This window comes from Qipengyuania soli (assembly GCF_015529805.1).
GTDB lineage: Bacteria > Pseudomonadota > Alphaproteobacteria > Sphingomonadales > Sphingomonadaceae > Qipengyuania > Qipengyuania soli.
In genome coordinates this window covers 2,387,186-2,404,462 of sequence record NZ_CP064654.1, presented here as the reverse complement: position 1 = coordinate 2,404,462, position 17,277 = coordinate 2,387,186, and the positions used below count along the sequence as shown (strand labels likewise).

Below are 17,277 nucleotides of genomic sequence, written 5' to 3'. Positions count from 1 at the left end.
ACCTAGCCGAGGGCGAATTGTGCCAGCCGGTCGCGGACGGGGATCGTGACCGCCCCGTAGCCGCGCTGGACGAGGCCGAGCTTCTGCAGTTCGCGCAGCGCCGCATTGGCAGTCGCACGGGTCACTCCGAGCAGGTCGGCGAGTTCCTGTTGTGTCACCACCACGCTCGCCGGCTGGTCCTGGTCGGAGGCCATGTTGGCGAGGATCGCCGCCAGCCGCTGCGGATTGGTCCCGCGCCTCAGGCCGGCAAGTTGCGCCAGCGTGTCCTGAAGCTGCTCGGACAGGGCACCCAGCAAGGCTCGGGTCGATGCGGGGTAGTTGCTCAGTGCTTCGAGGAACGGGCGCGCCGCGATCAGCCTGACCCGGCTGTTGCCACGCGAAACCGCGTCGACGATGCGCGGCTTGCCGGCGAAGACCGCCAGCTCGCCATAGGAATCGCCAGGGCCGAGCAGTGCGACCGCGCGAAATTCCCCTTCGGGCAGGAACTGACCGACCATGACCGATCCTTCTTCGATCAGCCAGAAGCCGTCGGCTCGCTCACCCCTCTGCTGGATGATCTGACCGTCGCCGAATTCGCGCACCGCGGCATTGCGCAGGAGATGGACCCGCAAGGCAGGATCTAGCGCCGAAAACAGCATCGGCGACATCAACGAACGTCGAGTCGCTGTAGAATGTAAACTATTGGACATTCTTATTCGTCAGTAAACGCTAGACCGCGAATCGACAAGACCGTCCTCTTGGGAGAGAGACATGCCCGGATCGACCATCGCCATCATCGCCATCTATCTGGGCTTTGCCCTTGCCGAGCTGTGGCGCTCGGACCTGTTCTCGAAATCCGAGCAGACCCGCGACGACGGGATCGTCGAAGCCGTCAGCATGACGATGCTGATCGCGGTGACCCAGCCGACCGTCCTGTTTGCCGCCGGAGCCTTGGCCAATGCGATCGCCCCGCAATACGCAGGAGCACTGGCCGGCCTCAGCGTCTTCGCCGCGATTGCGCTGTTCCTCGTTTGCGAGGACATGATGCAATACTGGTGGCACCGCGCGAGCCATTCGACATCCTGGCTCTACAACCTCCACCGCGCGCATCACAACGCCAAGTACATGAGCGTCCGGCTCGTCTACCGGAACAACATCATTTATTACGCGATGATGCCCAGCCTGTGGCTCGCGGGCGTGCTTGTCTGGCTAGGCCTCGGCTGGGTCTATGCGGGCTACATCGTCGTCAAGATGCTGGTCATCATCGGTGCGCATTCCGATGTCGCCTGGGACAAGCCGCTCTACGCCATCAAGTGGCTCTCGCCCATCATGTGGGTGGTTGAGCGGACCATCTCGACGCCTGCCACGCACCATGCCCACCATGGTCGCCACGCCGACGATCCGGCGGTCAACTACAAGGGCAACTACGGGAACCTGCTGTTCTTCTGGGACGTGCTGTTCGGAACCGCGAAGATCACCCGCACCTATCCCACAAGCTACGGTGTCGAGAACCTCGCCCCGGCGACACTCGGCCAGCAATTGCTGTGGCCGATCTTCCCCGAGAACAAGATCATGCCCGAAGGCGGGGAAAAAGTTGCAGAGCAGGCAGCGCCCAGCGCCGCCTGACCGGGCGTGCCGGCCGGGAAGGAGAGCCTGGCCGGCACCTTTATGCTAGCGGTCGCGGTAATCGGGCCGCCGCTTGTCGAGGAAAGCGCGCTGTGCCTCCAGTGCATCGGCCGTCTGGCTCAGCATCACCTGCTGACGATCCTCGATCGCCAGCGCTGCCTCGAAGCCGGGCGCATCGATATTGCGATTTAGGGCATCCTTGCTGAGCCTCAGGCCCATCGGTGCGGTCAGGAGCATGTCGTCGACGATTCCGGCCGCTGCGGCATCCAGCTGGTCGCTCGCGACCACTGCACTGACGAAGCCTGAGGCGAGCGCGCGATCGGCATGGATGAAGCGACCTGTGAGGATCATCTCCGAGGCCAGCGACGAGCCGACCAGGCGCGGCAGGAAGTAGCTCGATCCCATGTCGCACCCGCCGAGACCGATCTTGATATAGGCCGCGTTCATGCGGAAATCCGGCGTGCAAAACCGGATGTCGCTCGACAGCAGCAACGACAGGCCGCCCCCGCAGGCAGCGCCCTGTGCCAGGGCGATGATCGGCTGGGGGCAGCTGCGCATCAGCTGCATCACCGTGGCAATGGCCCGCTGGGTGCGCCAAGTGTGATGGATCGCCCCCTCGTTGCCGGTATTCTTCCAGCTGCCCAGATCGAGGCCCGCGCAGAATGCCCGGCCCGCAGCCCTGAGCACCACGACGCGCACATCGAGGCGATCGTGCAGGCCGCGGAAATAGTCCTGCAATGCATAGATCAACGCCTCGTCCATGGCGTTGAGGCGCTCGGGCCGGTTCAGCGTGACCGTCTCGACCGGACCATCGGAGTGGATGAGGATCGGGTCGGTCACTGGCTGTCCCTTCGTCAGATGATGCCCACGGCCTTCCCGGCAACCTCGAAGATGCGCAGGATCTCGCCCACTTCCTCCTCGGAATGCTCGGCGCACAGCGAGCAGCGCAGAAGGGTCATGTTCGCAGGCGTCGCCGGCGGGCGGGCGAGGTTCACGTAGAGCCCGTTCTTGATCAACGCCTCCCACATGGCTGCGCCGCGCTCGAGGTCGGGCATGATCACCGCGATGATTGCGCTCTGCGGTTCGTCAGTGCCGAGCTGGAAGCCGAGGTCACGCAGGCCCTTGTGGAGGTTCTTGGAGTTCTCCCACAGATGCGCACGCTTGTTCGACCCGTGCATCAGCTTGCGGATCGAGGTCTCGGCCGTCGCGACCACGCTCGGCGGCAGCGAGGCGGTGAAGACATAGGGACGGCAGACGAGGCGCATGATCTCGAACTTCGGATGGTTCGATACGCAGAAGCCACCGACGGTGCCGACACTCTTGGAGAAGGTGCCGATGATGAAGTCGCAATCGTCGATGACACCGGCCTGTTCGCACACGCCGCGGCCATGCTCGCCGATGAAGCCCATCGAGTGAGCCTCGTCGACCAGCACCATGGCGCCGTACTTCTTGGCGACCGCGACCATTTCCTTGAGCGGCGCAATGTCGCCGAGCATCGAGTAGACGCCTTCGAGGACGACCAGCTTGCCCGCGCCTTCGGGGATGCGCTTGAGCCGCTTTTCCAGCGCTTCGATGTCGTTGTGCTTGAAGGGCACGATCTCGGCATTGCCCATCGCGCAGCCGTCCCAGATGCTGGCGTGGCTGTCGATGTCGAGGATGACGTAGTCGCCCTTGCCGGCGATGGTGCTGATGATCCCGAGATTGGCCTGGTAGCCGGTCGAGAAGACCATCGCGTGGTCCATGTCGTAGAAGTCCTTGAGCGCCTGCTCGACTTCCTTGTGGCCCTGGTAGGTGCCGTTAAGCACGCGGCTACCGGTGGTGCCCGAACCGAAATCGGCAAGCGCCTTCTTGCCCGCCTCGACCACATCCGGGTCGAACGTCATGCCCATGTAGTTGTAGGTGCCGAGCAGGATCGTCTCGCGCCCGTTGCAGATCGCGCGGGTCGGCGAGAGGACCTTTTCCATTACCAGGTTGAAGGGATCCTCCACGCCGCTGGCGAGGAGGCCTTCGCGCATGGCGATGATGTCGTCGAACTTCGAGAAAAGGTCCTTGCCCTCTCCTTCGAGCGTCTCCGGCTGGTCCGGCTGCAGGATGCCCTCGCTCATCAGTCGGCCTGCAGCTTGGTCACGGCATCGACGAGCTGGCCGTAATTCTCGATCTCGGCCTGCTGGTTCATCGAGATGATGATGTCGAACGCGTCCTCGATCTCGGCAACGAAATCCATGACCGTGAGGCTGTCGAATTCGAGATCGTTGGCAAAAGTGGTGCTGTCGGTGATCGCGACTTCCTTCTTGTTGAAGGGCTCGATCAGCGAGCGGATCATGGTGTCGACTTCGGCGCGGTCCATAGGGGGTCCAGTTCTCTGCGTTCTTCCGGTGCGCAGGGCGTAGTCCTGCATGATGTCGGGGCCAAACGGTTTCGCGCGGCGCTTGTCAAGCTTGCCTAGTCGGGCAGCAACGCGCGCACGGCGGCCATGAAGGGGCCGATTGAGACGGGTTTGGCGAGGTAATCCGCCGCACCGGCATCGCGGATGCGCTCTTCGTCGCCCTTGCCGGCGTAGGCGGTCACCGCCAGAACCGGGATGTCGCGCAGCGAGTAATCCGATTTGAGCTGGACGATCAGGTCGACCCCGCTGACATTGGGCAACTGGATGTCCATGATGACCAGGTCGGGCGCGAATCGCTTGGCCGTAGGCAGCACGTTGGAACCGTCAGCGACAGGCACGACTTCGAAGCCGTTGGCCTTCAAAACGTCGCAGAACAGTTTCCGGTTGAGATCGTTGTCCTCGACAACGAGGATTCTCTTTGCCACCTGCGGGCCTCCTCAGGGCGTGTGCAAGGCGCCATATGGAAATCGAAGGGAACTGACAATTATCCGCGACGCATCATCTTCGCAGGCAGAGGGCAGGGCGCCCGAGGTCTTGGCACTCGAGGCACTCGGCTGGGCGTTGGCGGACGGTCAGCGGGCCGACCGCCTGCTGTCGCTGACCGGCCTGACGCCCGAGCGCCTGCGGCACGGGATCGAGGATCGCGGCGTGCAGGCAGCCGTGCTCGAATTCCTCGCCAACCATGAGCCCGACCTCGTGCTCGCCGCCGATGCGCTGGGCACGACGCCCGAAGCTCTGGTGGCCGCCAGCCGGGAGCTCGCTCGATGAGCCGGCCGCTGATCATCTCCGACTGCGACGAGGTCCTGCTCTACATGGTCGCGCCCTTCCGCGACTGGCTGGCCGAGACGCAGGGCGTCGAATTCCGCATGGTCGGCAACGATTTTTCAAAGGCGCTGCGTTGGCAGAATAGCGGCGACTATCTTGCGCCCGAGGACATCTGGAAGATGCTTGGCGGTTTCTTCGACACGCAGATGCATCGCCAGACGCCGATCCCTGGTGCGATCGAAGGCATCAACGCGCTTGCCGACCATGCAGACGTCGTGGTGCTGACCAATCTCAACGATGCGCGCCAGCAGATGCGGCGTGAGCAGCTCGCGGACCACGGTTTCCATGCGCGGGTCTTCACCAACCAGGGGCCGAAGGGTCCGGCACTCCAGGCGATTCTCGAGGAATACAATCCGTCGCACGCCATTTTCATCGACGATCTTGCCCAGCATCACCGTTCGGCACGCGAAACGCTGGGCGGGACCGGCGCCAATATCACGACCCTCCACCTGTGCGGCGAACCCATGCTCGCCCCGCTGATCGATTGCGCACACAAGTCCGGCCATGCCGACGCGCGGATCGACACGTGGGAGCACGCGCTGCCCTGGCTGATGGGCAAACTCGAAAAGGAAGACGCATGACTATCGCCGCACGGCTCCAGGAACTCGGCATCACCCTGCCCAAGGCCGCAGCCCCCGTCGCCAGCTACGTGCCGGTCGTTGTCGACGGCCGCCGCGCATACCTTTCGGGCCAGCTGCCCTTCGTCGACGGCAAGCTCGTCACCGGAAAGCTGGGCGACACCGTGAGCCTCGAGGAAGGCCAGGCGGCGGCCCGCGCTTGCGGGTTGATGATTCTCGCCCAGCTCGAGGCTGCAGGCCTGCTCGAGCGGGTCGAACAGGTGGTTAAGCTGGGTGGCTTCGTCGCATCGACGCCCGATTTCACCGACCAGCCCAAGGTCGCAAACGGCGCGTCCGACCTGATGGTCGAAGTGTTCGGCGATGCCGGCAAGCACGCTCGCAGCGCAGTCGGCGTACCGGTCCTGCCGCTCGATGCCGCGGTCGAGGTCGATGCGATCATTGCTATCACGGCTTGATCGCTTCTTCGTCGCTTCGCCCGACCCTGAGCGGGTCGGGTGGCTGCGGCAATGGACCTATGCCCATCGCGGGTTGCATGGCGAGGGGCGGGTAGAGAACTCGCCTGCCGCTTTTCGCGCGGCGGTCGAAGAAGGCTTGGGCATCGAGTGCGATATCCAGCGCAGCCTCGATGACTGGCCCATGGTCTTTCACGACTGGGATTTTGCCCGCTTGCTCGGGTCTCCCGACCAGGGCGAACATCGCACCAGGGCGCAATGGCAAGCCTTGCATTATGCCGATGGCGAGGCGCCGATAGACCTTGCCGCCCTGCTCGAAATCGTTGCAGGTCGGGTCCCGCTGCTGATCGAGGTGAAATCCAAGCCACGCTACGATGTGACGCGGACTTGTCGCCGCGTCGTCGATGCGCTCGACGGATATACCGGACAGCACGCGGTGATGAGCTTCGATCCCCGTGTCTCCCGGTGGCTCAAGCAGCACTCGCCCATGACCGTGCGCGGCCTGGTAATGCGCGAGGATAGCAAGGGGCATACACAGAGCGAGATCAGTCGCCACCTCGCGCTATGGGCCGCCCAGCCCGATTTCCTCGCCTATCACGTTCACGCACTTCCCAACCGGATGGTCACGGCTGCTCGCACCGCAGGGCTGCCGGTGCTCACCTGGACCGTCAGTTCCCCCGACCTGCGCGAACGGGCGCGGCAATATGCCGATGCACCCATCGCCGAAGGCGCCGGCCTGCCATGAGCGATGGCGGCCTTGCCGCCCGCGTCGGCGGGTCGGTCGGCGCTTTCGACCGCGCGGAATGGAACGCGCTCGCAGGTGCCGACAATCCATTCGTGAGCCATGAATTCCTGACCGCGCTGGAAGATTCGGGTAGCGTCGGACCGGGCACCGGGTGGCAGGCGACACCGATCGTCATCAACGAGGAGGGCGGCCCGATCCTCGCCGCCATGCCCGCCTATCTCAAAAGCCACAGCCAGGGCGAATACGTCTTCGACCATAGTTGGGCCGATGCCTACGAGCGCGCCGGCGGACGCTACTACCCCAAGCTCCAGATTGCCGCGCCGTTCACCCCGGCGACGGGGCCGCGACTGCTGCTGTCGAACGAGGCCTATGCCGGGCCGCTGCTCAATGCGGCCGAGCAGCTGTGCCTCCAGAACCGCTTCTCTTCGGCCCATGCGACCTTCATCGAACCGGCCCAGCAGCCGCTGTTCGAGAATGCGGGGTGGATGCTGCGCTCGGACATCCAGTTCCACTGGCACAATCGCGGGTATTCAACCTTCGACGATTTCCTCGCCACGCTGTCGTCACGAAAGCGCAAGGACCTGCGCAAGGAACGCGCGGCTGCACAGGCGGAGGTCGAGATTGTCAGGCTGACGGGAGGCGACATTCGTCCCGAGCATTGGGACGCCTTCTGGCATTTCTACCAGGACACCGGCGCACGCAAATGGGGCCATCCATACCTGACGCGCGAGGCTTTCGACCTGTTCGGCGAGCGGATGGGAGAGAAGATCATGCTGGTGCTGGCAGTGCAGGACCGCTTTCCCGTGGCCGGAGCGCTCAATTTCATTGGCGATGATGCGCTATATGGCCGCTACTGGGGCTGCACGCGCGACATCCGCTTCCTGCATTTTGAACTGTGTTACTACCAGGCGATCGACGCGGCGATCGAACTGGGCCTGTCGCGTGTCGAAGCCGGGGCGCAGGGCGGGCACAAGCTTGCCCGCGGCTATGAACCGGTGGAGACCGTCTCGGCGCACTGGATCGCCGACCCCGGTTTCCGCGAGGCGGTGGCGGAATTCCTCCAGCGCGAGCGTGCCGGAGTGGCCGCCGACCGCAACTACCTTTCCGGCCGAACCCCGTTCAGGAAGGGCGGATAGGCTTCAGGCGGCCTTGCGCTGTCCTTCGAGGAGCCATTCGCGCGCACGGCGCTGGGCCTCGGCGATTTCGCGGGCGGTCATTTCCTCGGAAATGTCGGCGCGGCACCAAGCAGCTTCCTCGTGCCCCTTCGAGGCCGCGATGTTGAACCACTTGTGTGCTTCGATCATGTCGCAGGTCACGCCGTGGCTGGCGGTCGAAAAGGCGACACCGAGGTCATAGAGAGCATCGAGGCTGCCATTGCCGTAAGCGGCGAGACATTCGGCGACGAGTTCGGCAGCAGCCTTGCCCTGCACGATGGCACCGGCGCCTCCCTGGATAGCGGTAAAAGCCATTGTCATTTCCCCCATTGAGCCCGGCATTTGCCCCACCGGACAGCCAAGAGGTCGGCTTTTATGGTCAACAATTGGTTAACGCCCCGGCGATTTTCTTTGCGGAGGAGGTAATTCGCGCTGTTTGGGGCACGTGCAGCATCAATTTGGCACCTTGCCGGGATTGCCGCTTGTGTGCCTAGGGGCGCTTGCCTATAGGCCCGCCCAACAGGGCGTCGGGCACCGGAAAAATTCGGGCCAGCGGGGCGGCGGTGACCTGCGACTACGGTTCTTACAGGTGAGAGGGTCGAATGGCCTCAACGGCTTCGAGCGACATGGAGAAACTGGCCAAGGCCCGCGCGGCGGTCGGTGACGATTACAATCCCAGCGAAGACGAAGAGTACATGAATGACAGGCAGCTGGATTATTTCCGCATCCTGTTGCTCGACTGGAAAAAGTCGATCCACGACGCTGCCGGACAGACGCTGCAATCGCTCCAGGATGGTCCGATACGCGAACCCGACCTAAACGACCGCGCATCTTCCGAAACCGACTGGGGGATCGAACTGCGCACGCGCGATCGCCAGCGCAAGCTCATCGCCAAGATCGATTCTGCCCTGCGCCGCATCGACCGGGGCGAATATGGCTATTGCGAAGTGACCGGCGACCCGATCGGCCTGAAGCGCCTGATCGCGCGTCCCGTCGCCACGATGACCGTCGAGGCGCAGGAAGCGCACGAGCGACGCGAGAAGATCTCCCGCGACGACTAGGTGCGTTAACCTTTTCGTTTTACCGCTCTTTCAAGTCTCCTCGGGCATATAGCTCCACACACGCCGCATTTGCGTGGTGGTTGTTAAGGCTTGGGAGACGGAAGCTTAATGTCTTCGCTGGAAACCCGGAATGTCGTGCGCGACAGCCTTTTCCTGTTTGCGGATCTGGCTTTCGACGGACGCACGGAAGTGGTGCGCGCGAAAGTGCGCAATCTGTCGGCCGGTGGCATGATGGCTGAATCCGGCGTGGCGGTGGCCAGCGGCGATCGCGTCACAGCCGGCCTGCGCAATGTCGGCGAGGTGAAGGGCGTGGTTGCCTGGGTCCAGGGAATCCGCTTCGGAATCGCGTTCGATCGCGAAATCGACCCGATCCTGGTGCGCGCGGCGAATTCGGCGGGAACGCAAGGAAGCGAGGCTCCGCGCCATACGCGACCAGTGCGGACGGGACGCATCTTCGACAATGAACATGGCGTTCGCTCGATCTGAGTGAAACTTGCGGCTGACGCGGCGGCCCATGACTGCTAGTCGCGGGCGATGCGCTTCATCCCTGCCCTGATACTGGCACTGGCAACCGCTGCATGCAGCGGCGGGGTCAATGACGGTGTAGTCGATGTCGCCTTCATTGCTGCGCCGAGTGAACTTGCTACCGGCGGCGTCCGATTGGCCTATCCCGGGCAGGAACTTCGTGCTGCGCAGGCGCAGGGGTTGGTGTCGCTCGATCCGGCAGGTTCGGTCGTTCCCGCGCTGGCAGAGCGCTGGATCGTCACCGATGACGGCTCCAGCTACATTTTCCGCATCCGCGAATTCGACCTTCCTGATGGCTCGCGCCTGACGGCCCAGATGGTGCGCGACAAGCTGGCTGTGACCTTGCGGCGGCTGGACGGGACCTCGCTCGGCCTCGACCTTGCCAAGGTGCGCGATATCCGGGCGATGACCGGCAGGGTGATCGAAGTCCGCCTGAAGAGCCCCATGCCCGACCTGCTCCAGCTGCTCGCCCAGCCGGAATTGGGCCTGTCGCTCGACAAGACCCAGATCGGGCCGATGCGCGCCACTCGAGAAGCCGACTACATCCAGCTCGATGCCATGCCGCCCGAAGACCGCGGCTTGCCGAGCCAGGAGGGTTGGGAGGAGGCAGTCTCGCCGGTGCGCGTTTATGCGAAGGATGCGGCCACTGCTGCGGAGGGTTTCGCGCAAGGCAAGTACGACCTCGTTCTCGGCGGACGGATCGAAAGCCTCCCGTTAGTGAACGCCGGCCCGTTGAGCCGCGGCACGATCCGGCTCGACGCAGCGCTGGGACTGTTCGGCCTTGATGTCGTCAATCCCGCAGGCTTCCTCTCCACAGCCGAGAACCGCGAGGCCGTGGCAATGGCGATCGACCGATCAACCCTGCTCGGTGCATTCAACATCGGTGGCTGGGTCCCGACGACGCGGATTGTCGCTCCGGGACTACCTAACGATCCCGGGACCGTGGGAGAGCGCTGGAGCGACATGGACATGGGCGCGCGGCGTTCGCGGGCTGCCTCGCGCGTGTCGCGCTGGAAAGGCCTCAATGGTGGCGAAGTGCGCGTCAGCATCGAATTGCCGCACGGGCCCGGTTCCGACCTGTTGTTCGAGGCACTTGCACGGGATCTGTCGCAGGTCGGCATAGCAGTCGAACGCACGGCAAAGGGCAAGAAGGCCAACCTCGTCCTGCGCGATCGCGTGGCACGCTTCGGGGGTCCGCGCTGGTTTCTCAACCAGTTCAATTGCCGCGTCTCGCGCCAGGTTTGCTCCGAGGGCGCGGATTACCTCGTCGGCCTGGCCGTGGATGCGCGCGATCCGGCAGAAGAGGCCTCCTTCCTCGCCGAAGCGGAGCAGGCATTGACGGCGTCAAACCTGTTTATCCCGCTGGGCGCTCCTATCCGCTGGTCACTGGTGCGCGGTGACACTACTGGCTTTTCCGAGAACGGCTGGAACGTCCATCCCTTGTTCCCACTCTCCCACGCCCCCATCTAGGGAAGATGGACGAACGCTTCCCCCGCGCCCGACCGCTGGGCTTCGAAATGCCGACCGGCACCGACCCTCTGTCCGTGCGCAAACGCATTGAGGCGATGGAGCTATTGCTCGAACGCAGTCTCGTCATTCCCGGCACCAGCTATCCCATTGGCCTCGACTCCATCGTCGGCCTGGTCCCGGTGATCGGCGATTTCGTTACGGCTGCGATGGGCGCCTACATCGTCTGGGAAGCGCGCAACCTCGGCATTCCCAAATGGAAGCTGTGGCGCATGGCGGGCAATATCGTCTTCGACAGCGCGGTCGGCGCCGTGCCCGTGCTGGGCGATGCCTTCGACCTCGCCTTCCGCTCGAACAGCCGCAATCTCAAGATCGTCAAAAACCACCTCGACAAGCATCATCCCGCGACCCGCGTTATCGAGGGGTAGTTTCAAGCGAGACGATTGCGCGCTAGGGGTGCGCGCATGGCGCAAGACGTTACCTACGGGTCCTATCTCGACCTCGACCGCATCCTCGCAGCGCAGCATCCGGCATCGGACGCGCATGACGAGATGCTGTTCATCATCGTCCACCAGGCTTCCGAGCTGTGGCTCAAGCTGTGCATCCACGAACTGCTCGCTGCGCGCGAGTGCATCGTGGCCGACAATTTGCGTCCCGCGTTCAAGATGCTCGCCCGCGTCGCCCGGGCTCAAGGGCAGCTGATCCAGAGCTGGGACGTGCTCAGCACCATGACCCCGCACGACTATTCGACCATCCGCCCGCATCTCGGCGGCTCCAGCGGCTTCCAGAGCGCACAATACCGGATGATGGAGTTCCTCCTCGGCGGCAGGAAACCCAAGATGGTGGAGATGCACGAGGCGACCCCCGAGGTCGCGCGCGAGCTGCGGGCCGAACTCGACCGCAAGAGCATCTATGCCGAAGCGGTCGCGCTGCTGGCACGGCGCGGGTTCACGATCCCCGCGGAGGTCCTCGACCGACCAGTTGGCGCGGCGTGGGAGCATTCGCCTGCAGTCGAAGCCGCATGGGCAGAGATTTACCGAGACCCGCAGAAACACTGGGACCTCTACGAACTGGCCGAGAAGCTCGTCGACCTCGAATACCACTTCCAGCGCTGGCGTTTCGGACACCTGAAGACCGTCGAGCGCATCATCGGCTTCAAGACCGGCACTGGCGGGACGCCTGGCGTTCCGTACCTCGAAGGCGTGCTGAAGGCGGCGTTCTTCCCCGAACTGCTCAGCGTCAGGACCGCACTGTGAGCCGCATCCGGGATATTTCCCAGACCTTGCGCCCCAGCCTGCCGGTCTGGCCGGGCGACACCGAATTCGCATTCGACCGCACGTGGAAGATGGAGGACGGCTCGCCGGTCAATGTCGGGCGCATGACCATGAGCACGCATTCGGGCACGCACGGCGACGCGCCGTTGCACTATTCGGCAACGGCCGAGGATATCGCCAGCGTCTCGCTCGACCCCTACCTTGGCGAATGCCTGGTGGTCGATGCGCGTGCGGCGCGGGGGTGGGTGCAGATCGCCGACTTGCCCGACCTCGGCGGTGCGACGCGGGTGCTGTTGCGGACCTACGAGCGCTTCCCGCATGATCAATGGGACAGCGATTTCACTGCCATCGCTGCCGAGATGATCGACTGGCTGGCCGGGCAGGGCGTTGTCCTGATCGGTACCGATGCGCCCTCGGTCGACCCGCAGGAATCGAAGACGATGGACGCCCACAAGGCGGTGCTCGCCAACGACATGCGCATCCTTGAAGGGCTGGTGCTCGATGACGTGCCGCCGGGGCGCTACGAGCTCATTGCCCTGCCGCTGAAGATCACGGGCGGGGATGCGGGCCTGTGTCGTGCGGTGCTGCGGGAGCTCCCGGATGCTTGAGCGTGCGCGCACCCTCGACGCGGGCGATCCGCTGCGCGAGTTCCGCGACCGTTTCGACGTGGCCGAAGGCGTCATCTATCTCGACGGCAATTCGCTCGGTGCATTGCCAAAGGCGACGCCCGACCGACTTGAAGAGGTCGTCCTGGGCGAGTGGGGCCAAGGCTTGATCCGCAGCTGGAATTCCGCTGATTGGATCACACTGCCCCAACGCGTCGGGGCCAAGATCGCGCCGTTGGTCGGAGCGCAGCCGCACGAGGTCATCGCCTGCGACTCCACCAGCGTGAACCTGTTCAAGCTGATCTCCGCTGCCCTCGCCATGCGACCCGGGCGCAAGGTTGTGCTGAGTGAACCGGGCAACTTCCCCACCGACCTTTACATGATCGCGGGGCTTGAACAGCAGGGGCTTGCCGAGCGCCGTCTGGCACCGCGCGAAGCGATGGCCGACGCGATCGACGAGAACGTCGCGCTGCTGATGCTGACCCATGTCCACTACAAGACCGGCGCGATCTTCGACATGGCCGCGCTCACCGAGGCGGCCCATGCCAGGGGCGCGCTGGTACTGTGGGACCTGTCGCATTCGGGCGGGGCGCTGCCGGTCGATCTGAACGCCTGCAACGCTGATTTCGCGGTCGGCTGCGGTTACAAGTATTTCAATGGCGGACCCGGTGCGCCCGGCTATCTTTTCGTTGCCGAGCGTCACCAGATCGAGGTGCAACAACCGCTCACCGGCTGGATGGGCCACGCCGCGCCTTTCGCCTTCAGCGACGATTATGCGCCCGCGCTCGGCGTCGACCGGATGCTCTGCGGCACACCGCCCATCCTCGGTCTCGCCGCGCTGGAGGTGGGAGTCGACCTGATCGCCGAAATCGGCGTCGAGCGGCTCTATGCCAAGTCGCAGCAGCTGTCCGAATTCTTCCGCCAGTGCGTGTCGGAACACGGTATCGAACTCGAGATCGTCAGCCCGACCGATCCGGCCCGGCGCGGCAGCCAGCTCTCCTTCCGTCATCCCGAGGCCTACGCCATCTGCCAGGCCCTCATCGCCCGCGGTGTCATCGGCGATTTCCGCGATCCCGACATCCTGCGCCTCGGTTTCGCGCCCGCCTACCTGCGCTTCGAGGACATAGCCGAGGCGGCACGGCATCTCACCGAGGTCTTGGAAACGGGAGAGTGGCAGCGCGACGAGTTCCGCGAGCGGGCGGCAGTGACGTAAGCAAGCGCCCAATCCGGGCCCAAAGTTGAATTCGTCGCCTCGATGCGTACGGTCAAACCCGTGATGATCTCGCGGGGGGAAGAATGTTGATAGCGAAGGCATGTAGACTTCGAGTGTTCGTCTTTGCGGTTGCGATGGCCTTTGCGGCTCAAGCTTCCGCTAGGCCGGTTGATCGATACTTACTTCGCGATGTCGATATCCTTCATCTCGATGTGGATAGTCCGCGGATCGAAAGGGACATGGCGATCCTCATCGAAGATGGCGTGGTTTCCCGCATAGCCCCTGCGAGCCGAGAAATTGCGGACGAGGGGCTCATGGTCATCGATGGCCAGGGGCGCATCGCGATGCCAGGGCTCGTCGACATGCACGTCCACATCTGGGATGAAGCGTCGCTCGGTGCCTATCTTGCCAATGGCGTGACGACAGTCCGAAACGCATCGGGAATGCCGTTCCACCTCCCGCTGGCAGATCGGATCGAAAATGGTGAGGTTCTTGGCCCCCGGCTGATCACCACGGGCCCGATCCTCAACAGTCATGGTGCGAATGAGCAGATAAATCATGAGATCGTAGCCACTGCCGAGGAAGCACGCGGCGCAGTGCGGCGGCAGTACGATGCCGGTTTCAGGCGACTGAAGGTCTATTCGAACCTCACCCGCGAAGCATACGACGCAATCCGGGACGAGGCCGGCAAATTGGGAATGACCGTCATGGGTCATACGCCTGAGGGGGTTCGGATGGCAGGAACTCCAGCTGCACGCCCATTCACGATCGGTTTCGACGAAATCCTCGACGATGGTTTCGTCACGATCGAACACGTGGAATCGATTGTCTGGCACGGTCTCCGCAACCGCTACGATGAGTCGGTTGCCAAGACGCTCGCTGCGAAAATCGCAGATGCGAATGTTCCGGTCGATCCGACGCTTCTTGCCTTTTCCAACCTACTTAGGGTCGCAGAGACTCGGGGTAAGTACCTCCAGCGACCCGGGACCGAGATGCTCAATCCCCTGCTCGTCGCTCAATCACAAGCTGAGTACGATCGCTGGTCCCACGAAGATATTCCGCAGAACCGCGCAGCTTTCGAGTTCTTCAAGACCATGACGCAGTACCTTCATGAAGAAGGTGCGCTGATGGTGGCGGGCAGCGATGCCGGCATTTTTACGAATATTCCCGGCGTCTCGTTGGTCGAGGAACTCGACTTGCTTGTCGAAGCTGGCCTTCAACCTCAAGATGCGCTGCGAGCGGCTACGCTCAATCCAGCCAAGGTACTGGGAGAGACGGACCGCTTCGGACGTGTCGCAGAAGGGCAGAGGGCGGACCTCCTGCTTTTGGATGCAGACCCCAGCATGGATCTTTCGGCGTTGAGGCGGCTGTCCGCCGTCATTGCCAAAGGGCGATACCTCGATCGCGAGAAGCTCGACGATCTAAGCAAGAGCGCGGCAGTGCATGATGTCGCAAGAACGCAGCGAAATCTGGCGGAAGCTCTCGAGGCGCAGGGCGTCGATATTGCCGGCCTCGGATTGTAGCCGGTGCGCGGGTGACCCGTGACCACCCGACAATCTCCTATTCCTCCAGCTCGATGTCCCAGTAAAGCCAGTCGCGCCAGGTTTCGTGGAGGTAGTTCGGCGGGAACATCTTGCCGTGCTGCTGCAACTGCCAGTGCGTTGGGCGGATCGGCTCTGCGTAGAGGTGCATCCCCGCCTGTTTCGGTGTCCGCCCGCCCTTCTTCATGTTGCAGGGTGCGCAGGCGGTGGCGATGTTTTCCCAAGTAGTCTTGCCGCCCAGCCGGCGCGGGGTCACGTGGTCGAAGGTGAGGTTGTGCATGTCGCCGCAGAACTGGCAGCTGAAGCGGTCGCGCAGGAAGACGTTGAAGCGGGTGAAGGCGGGAAATTCGCTCGGCTTCACATATTGCTTCAGCGCTATCACGCTGGGGATCTTCATGTCGAGCGAGGGGGAGTGGACTTCCCGGTCGTAGGTCGCGATGACATCGACCCGGTCGAGGAAGATGGCCTTGATCGCGGTCTGCCACGGCCACAGGCTCAGGGGATAATAGGATAGCGGTGTGTAATCGGCATTCAGGACGAGGGACGGACACGACTGCAGATTGCGCGTCGGATCCTCGAGCGTACTTCGGAACCTCGCGGCCCGTTCCAGCAGTTCGGCCCTGAACACGTTGGCGTTCCTCCCCGATCTCTTGGTTCGAAAAATGCACTTGCAAGGAAAAGGGTCAAGACTGTTACAGACAGGCTTTCCACAGGCTTATCCCGGGAATCGCGACATTATTGACTCACTCTCAAAGCAACCGTGTCCGCACCGATGACAGTCACACGGTTTGCCCCGAGCCCGAACGGCTCGCTCCACCTCGGCCATGCCTATGCGGCCATCGTCGCACATGACCGGGCGCGTGAAGGGCAGGGCCGCTTCCAGCTGAGGATCGAGGATATCGACGGCACCCGCTCGCGCGCCGAGCTGGCCGACGAGTTTCGAGCCGACCTCGAATGGCTGGGCCTCGAATGGGAGGAAGTCCCGGCGCAATCGACCCGCCTGGCGAGCTATGATGCTGCAGCGCGCAACCTACTCGAACGCGGCCTGCTCTATCCATGCACCTGCACCCGCGCCGAGATCGAGGCGCTCGAACCGCATCTCGGGCCCGACGGGCTGGTCTATCCCGGCACCTGCAAGGGCCGCGAACTCGATATCGGCAAGCCACTCGCGCTGCGCTTCGACGTCGGCAAGGCCATGGCGGAAGTTGGCGATATCTGGTGGGAGGATGAGCTGGCTGGCAGGATGCGCGCCGATCCGCGCGAGGCGGGCGATGTCGTCATCGTGCGCAAGGATTCGCCGGCCAGCTACCACCTCGCCGCGACGCTGGACGATGCGGCCGACGGGGTAACGCTGGTGACGCGGGGACAGGACTTGTTCTACGCCACCAATGTCCACCGCCTGCTCCAGGCACTGCTCGGCCTTCCTGTGCCGCGCTGGCACCACCATGGCCTGCTGATGGACGCCGACGGCAAGAAGCTGTCGAAGAGCCGTCACTCGCCTTCGCTCGCCGATCGGCGCCGTGCCGGCGAGGACGGGCTGGCGCTGGCAGAGGAAATGCGGCAGGGGCGGTTTCCGGCTGGAATTACGCTCGCCAGTACCTAGATCGGGGTCACTATGAACACATTCCTCATCATCGTCCTCGTCGTGCTGATGATCCTGGTGGTCGTCAGCCTGGTTCGCGGCATCGTCGCCTTTCTCAAGAGCACCAAGATCGACCTCCAAAGCGGGGAACAGGTGGACGCCACCGAGATGCAGCTGTTGCAGAACCGGATGATGTTCAACCGCATCAAGTACCAGGCACTTGCGATCGTCGTGGTCGCGGTCATCCTCGCCATAGCCAACTGA

23 protein-coding genes are annotated in these 17,277 nt (G+C 63.5%); 16 read left to right on the top strand and 7 right to left on the bottom strand.

The window, feature by feature from the left end:
- Positions 1 to 2: 2 nt before the first annotated feature.
- On the bottom strand, positions 3 to 638 hold the full coding sequence (locus IRL76_RS11970; RefSeq protein ID WP_216629293.1) for a Crp/Fnr family transcriptional regulator: 636 nt from the start codon (positions 636 to 638) through the stop codon (positions 3 to 5).
- Between the two features lie 112 nt (positions 639 to 750).
- Here IRL76_RS11970 and IRL76_RS11965 point away from each other — a divergent pair, with 112 nt between their 5' ends.
- Entirely contained in the window at positions 751 to 1,605 is an 855-nt protein-coding gene (locus tag IRL76_RS11965; protein ID WP_200981555.1) for a sterol desaturase family protein, read from the top strand.
- Positions 1,606 to 1,650: 45 nt separating this feature from the next.
- Here IRL76_RS11965 and IRL76_RS11960 read toward each other — a convergent pair whose 3' ends face one another.
- The 4 genes from IRL76_RS11960 to IRL76_RS11945 all read right to left on the bottom strand — a co-directional run bounded on the left by IRL76_RS11960 (position 1,651) and on the right by IRL76_RS11945 (position 4,416).
- Positions 1,651 to 2,445, bottom strand: coding sequence for an enoyl-CoA hydratase/isomerase family protein (locus IRL76_RS11960; RefSeq protein WP_200981554.1), 795 nt, complete (start codon positions 2,443 to 2,445; stop codon positions 1,651 to 1,653).
- Between the two features lie 14 nt (positions 2,446 to 2,459).
- Positions 2,460 to 3,710 (bottom strand): serine palmitoyltransferase, encoded by a 1,251-nt coding sequence (gene spt / locus IRL76_RS11955; protein WP_200981553.1) that lies wholly within the window; start codon positions 3,708 to 3,710, stop codon positions 2,460 to 2,462.
- A complete protein-coding gene (locus IRL76_RS11950) occupies positions 3,710 to 3,952 on the bottom strand; it encodes an acyl carrier protein (protein WP_200981552.1) in 243 nt (80 codons plus the stop codon). The genes spt and IRL76_RS11950 overlap by 1 nt, the downstream gene beginning before the upstream one ends.
- 95 nt (positions 3,953 to 4,047) lie before the next feature.
- A complete protein-coding gene (locus tag IRL76_RS11945) occupies positions 4,048 to 4,416 on the bottom strand; it encodes a response regulator (RefSeq protein WP_200981551.1) in 369 nt (122 codons plus the stop codon).
- Positions 4,417 to 4,525: 109 nt separating this feature from the next.
- Here IRL76_RS11945 and IRL76_RS11940 point away from each other — a divergent pair, with 109 nt between their 5' ends.
- From IRL76_RS11940 to IRL76_RS11920, 5 genes are read left to right on the top strand one after another with little or no spacing between them, the layout of a single operon-like run.
- Positions 4,526 to 4,759, top strand: coding sequence for a DUF3572 family protein (locus tag IRL76_RS11940; protein WP_200981550.1), 234 nt, complete (start codon positions 4,526 to 4,528; stop codon positions 4,757 to 4,759).
- On the top strand, positions 4,756 to 5,397 hold the full coding sequence (locus IRL76_RS11935) for an HAD family hydrolase (RefSeq protein WP_200981549.1): 642 nt from the start codon (positions 4,756 to 4,758) through the stop codon (positions 5,395 to 5,397). The genes IRL76_RS11940 and IRL76_RS11935 overlap by 4 nt, the downstream gene beginning before the upstream one ends.
- Positions 5,394 to 5,849 (top strand): RidA family protein, encoded by a 456-nt coding sequence (locus tag IRL76_RS11930; RefSeq protein WP_200981548.1) that lies wholly within the window; start codon positions 5,394 to 5,396, stop codon positions 5,847 to 5,849. Before IRL76_RS11935 ends, IRL76_RS11930 begins: the two co-directional genes overlap by 4 nt.
- Positions 5,824 to 6,591, top strand: coding sequence for a glycerophosphodiester phosphodiesterase family protein (locus IRL76_RS11925; RefSeq protein WP_200981547.1), 768 nt, complete (start codon positions 5,824 to 5,826; stop codon positions 6,589 to 6,591). Before IRL76_RS11930 ends, IRL76_RS11925 begins: the two co-directional genes overlap by 26 nt.
- Positions 6,588 to 7,727 carry a GNAT family N-acetyltransferase gene (locus IRL76_RS11920; RefSeq protein WP_200981546.1) on the top strand — a complete coding sequence of 380 codons (1,140 nt, stop codon included), beginning with the start codon at positions 6,588 to 6,590 and terminating at the stop codon, positions 7,725 to 7,727. The genes IRL76_RS11925 and IRL76_RS11920 overlap by 4 nt, the downstream gene beginning before the upstream one ends.
- Positions 7,728 to 7,730: 3 nt before the next feature.
- Here the strand turns inward: IRL76_RS11920 and IRL76_RS11915 are convergent, their stop codons facing one another.
- Positions 7,731 to 8,060, bottom strand: a complete 330-nt coding sequence (locus tag IRL76_RS11915) for a hypothetical protein (protein ID WP_200981545.1) — start codon at positions 8,058 to 8,060, stop codon at positions 7,731 to 7,733.
- Positions 8,061 to 8,347: 287 nt separating this feature from the next.
- On the opposite strand from IRL76_RS11915, the gene dksA reads away from it, so the two are divergent.
- The 8 genes from dksA (at position 8,348) to IRL76_RS11875 (ending at position 15,413) form a co-directional block, all read left to right on the top strand.
- Positions 8,348 to 8,806 (top strand): RNA polymerase-binding protein DksA, encoded by a 459-nt coding sequence (gene dksA, locus IRL76_RS11910; protein WP_200981544.1) that lies wholly within the window; start codon positions 8,348 to 8,350, stop codon positions 8,804 to 8,806.
- A 108-nt stretch (positions 8,807 to 8,914) separates the two neighbouring features.
- Positions 8,915 to 9,292 (top strand): PilZ domain-containing protein, encoded by a 378-nt coding sequence (locus IRL76_RS11905; protein ID WP_200981543.1) that lies wholly within the window; start codon positions 8,915 to 8,917, stop codon positions 9,290 to 9,292.
- 48 nt (positions 9,293 to 9,340) lie between these two features.
- Positions 9,341 to 10,801, top strand: a complete 1,461-nt coding sequence (locus tag IRL76_RS11900; protein WP_200981542.1) for an ABC transporter substrate-binding protein — start codon at positions 9,341 to 9,343, stop codon at positions 10,799 to 10,801.
- 5 nt (positions 10,802 to 10,806) lie between these two features.
- Complete coding sequence (locus IRL76_RS11895; protein ID WP_200981541.1) at positions 10,807 to 11,226, top strand: DUF4112 domain-containing protein; 420 nt, start codon at positions 10,807 to 10,809, stop codon at positions 11,224 to 11,226.
- Positions 11,227 to 11,262: 36 nt separating this feature from the next.
- On the top strand, positions 11,263 to 12,054 hold the full coding sequence (locus IRL76_RS11890) for a tryptophan 2,3-dioxygenase (RefSeq protein ID WP_200981540.1): 792 nt from the start codon (positions 11,263 to 11,265) through the stop codon (positions 12,052 to 12,054).
- Positions 12,051 to 12,680 (top strand): arylformamidase, encoded by a 630-nt coding sequence (gene kynB / locus IRL76_RS11885; RefSeq protein ID WP_200981539.1) that lies wholly within the window; start codon positions 12,051 to 12,053, stop codon positions 12,678 to 12,680. The genes IRL76_RS11890 and kynB overlap by 4 nt, the downstream gene beginning before the upstream one ends.
- Positions 12,673 to 13,890, top strand: coding sequence for a kynureninase (gene kynU, locus IRL76_RS11880; RefSeq protein ID WP_200981538.1), 1,218 nt, complete (start codon positions 12,673 to 12,675; stop codon positions 13,888 to 13,890). The genes kynB and kynU overlap by 8 nt, the downstream gene beginning before the upstream one ends.
- A 239-nt stretch (positions 13,891 to 14,129) precedes the next feature.
- Positions 14,130 to 15,413 carry an amidohydrolase family protein gene (locus IRL76_RS11875; RefSeq protein WP_200981537.1) on the top strand — a complete coding sequence of 428 codons (1,284 nt, stop codon included), beginning with the start codon at positions 14,130 to 14,132 and terminating at the stop codon, positions 15,411 to 15,413.
- Between the two features lie 37 nt (positions 15,414 to 15,450).
- Here IRL76_RS11875 and IRL76_RS11870 read toward each other — a convergent pair whose 3' ends face one another.
- On the bottom strand, positions 15,451 to 16,059 hold the full coding sequence (locus IRL76_RS11870; RefSeq protein ID WP_200981536.1) for an HNH endonuclease: 609 nt from the start codon (positions 16,057 to 16,059) through the stop codon (positions 15,451 to 15,453).
- A gap of 144 nt (positions 16,060 to 16,203) precedes the next feature.
- Here IRL76_RS11870 and gluQRS point away from each other — a divergent pair, with 144 nt between their 5' ends.
- Complete coding sequence (gene gluQRS / locus IRL76_RS11865; protein ID WP_200981535.1) at positions 16,204 to 17,034, top strand: tRNA glutamyl-Q(34) synthetase GluQRS; 831 nt, start codon at positions 16,204 to 16,206, stop codon at positions 17,032 to 17,034.
- A 12-nt stretch (positions 17,035 to 17,046) separates the two neighbouring features.
- Positions 17,047 to 17,277, top strand: coding sequence for an HIG1 domain-containing protein (locus tag IRL76_RS11860; protein WP_200981534.1), 231 nt, complete (start codon positions 17,047 to 17,049; stop codon positions 17,275 to 17,277).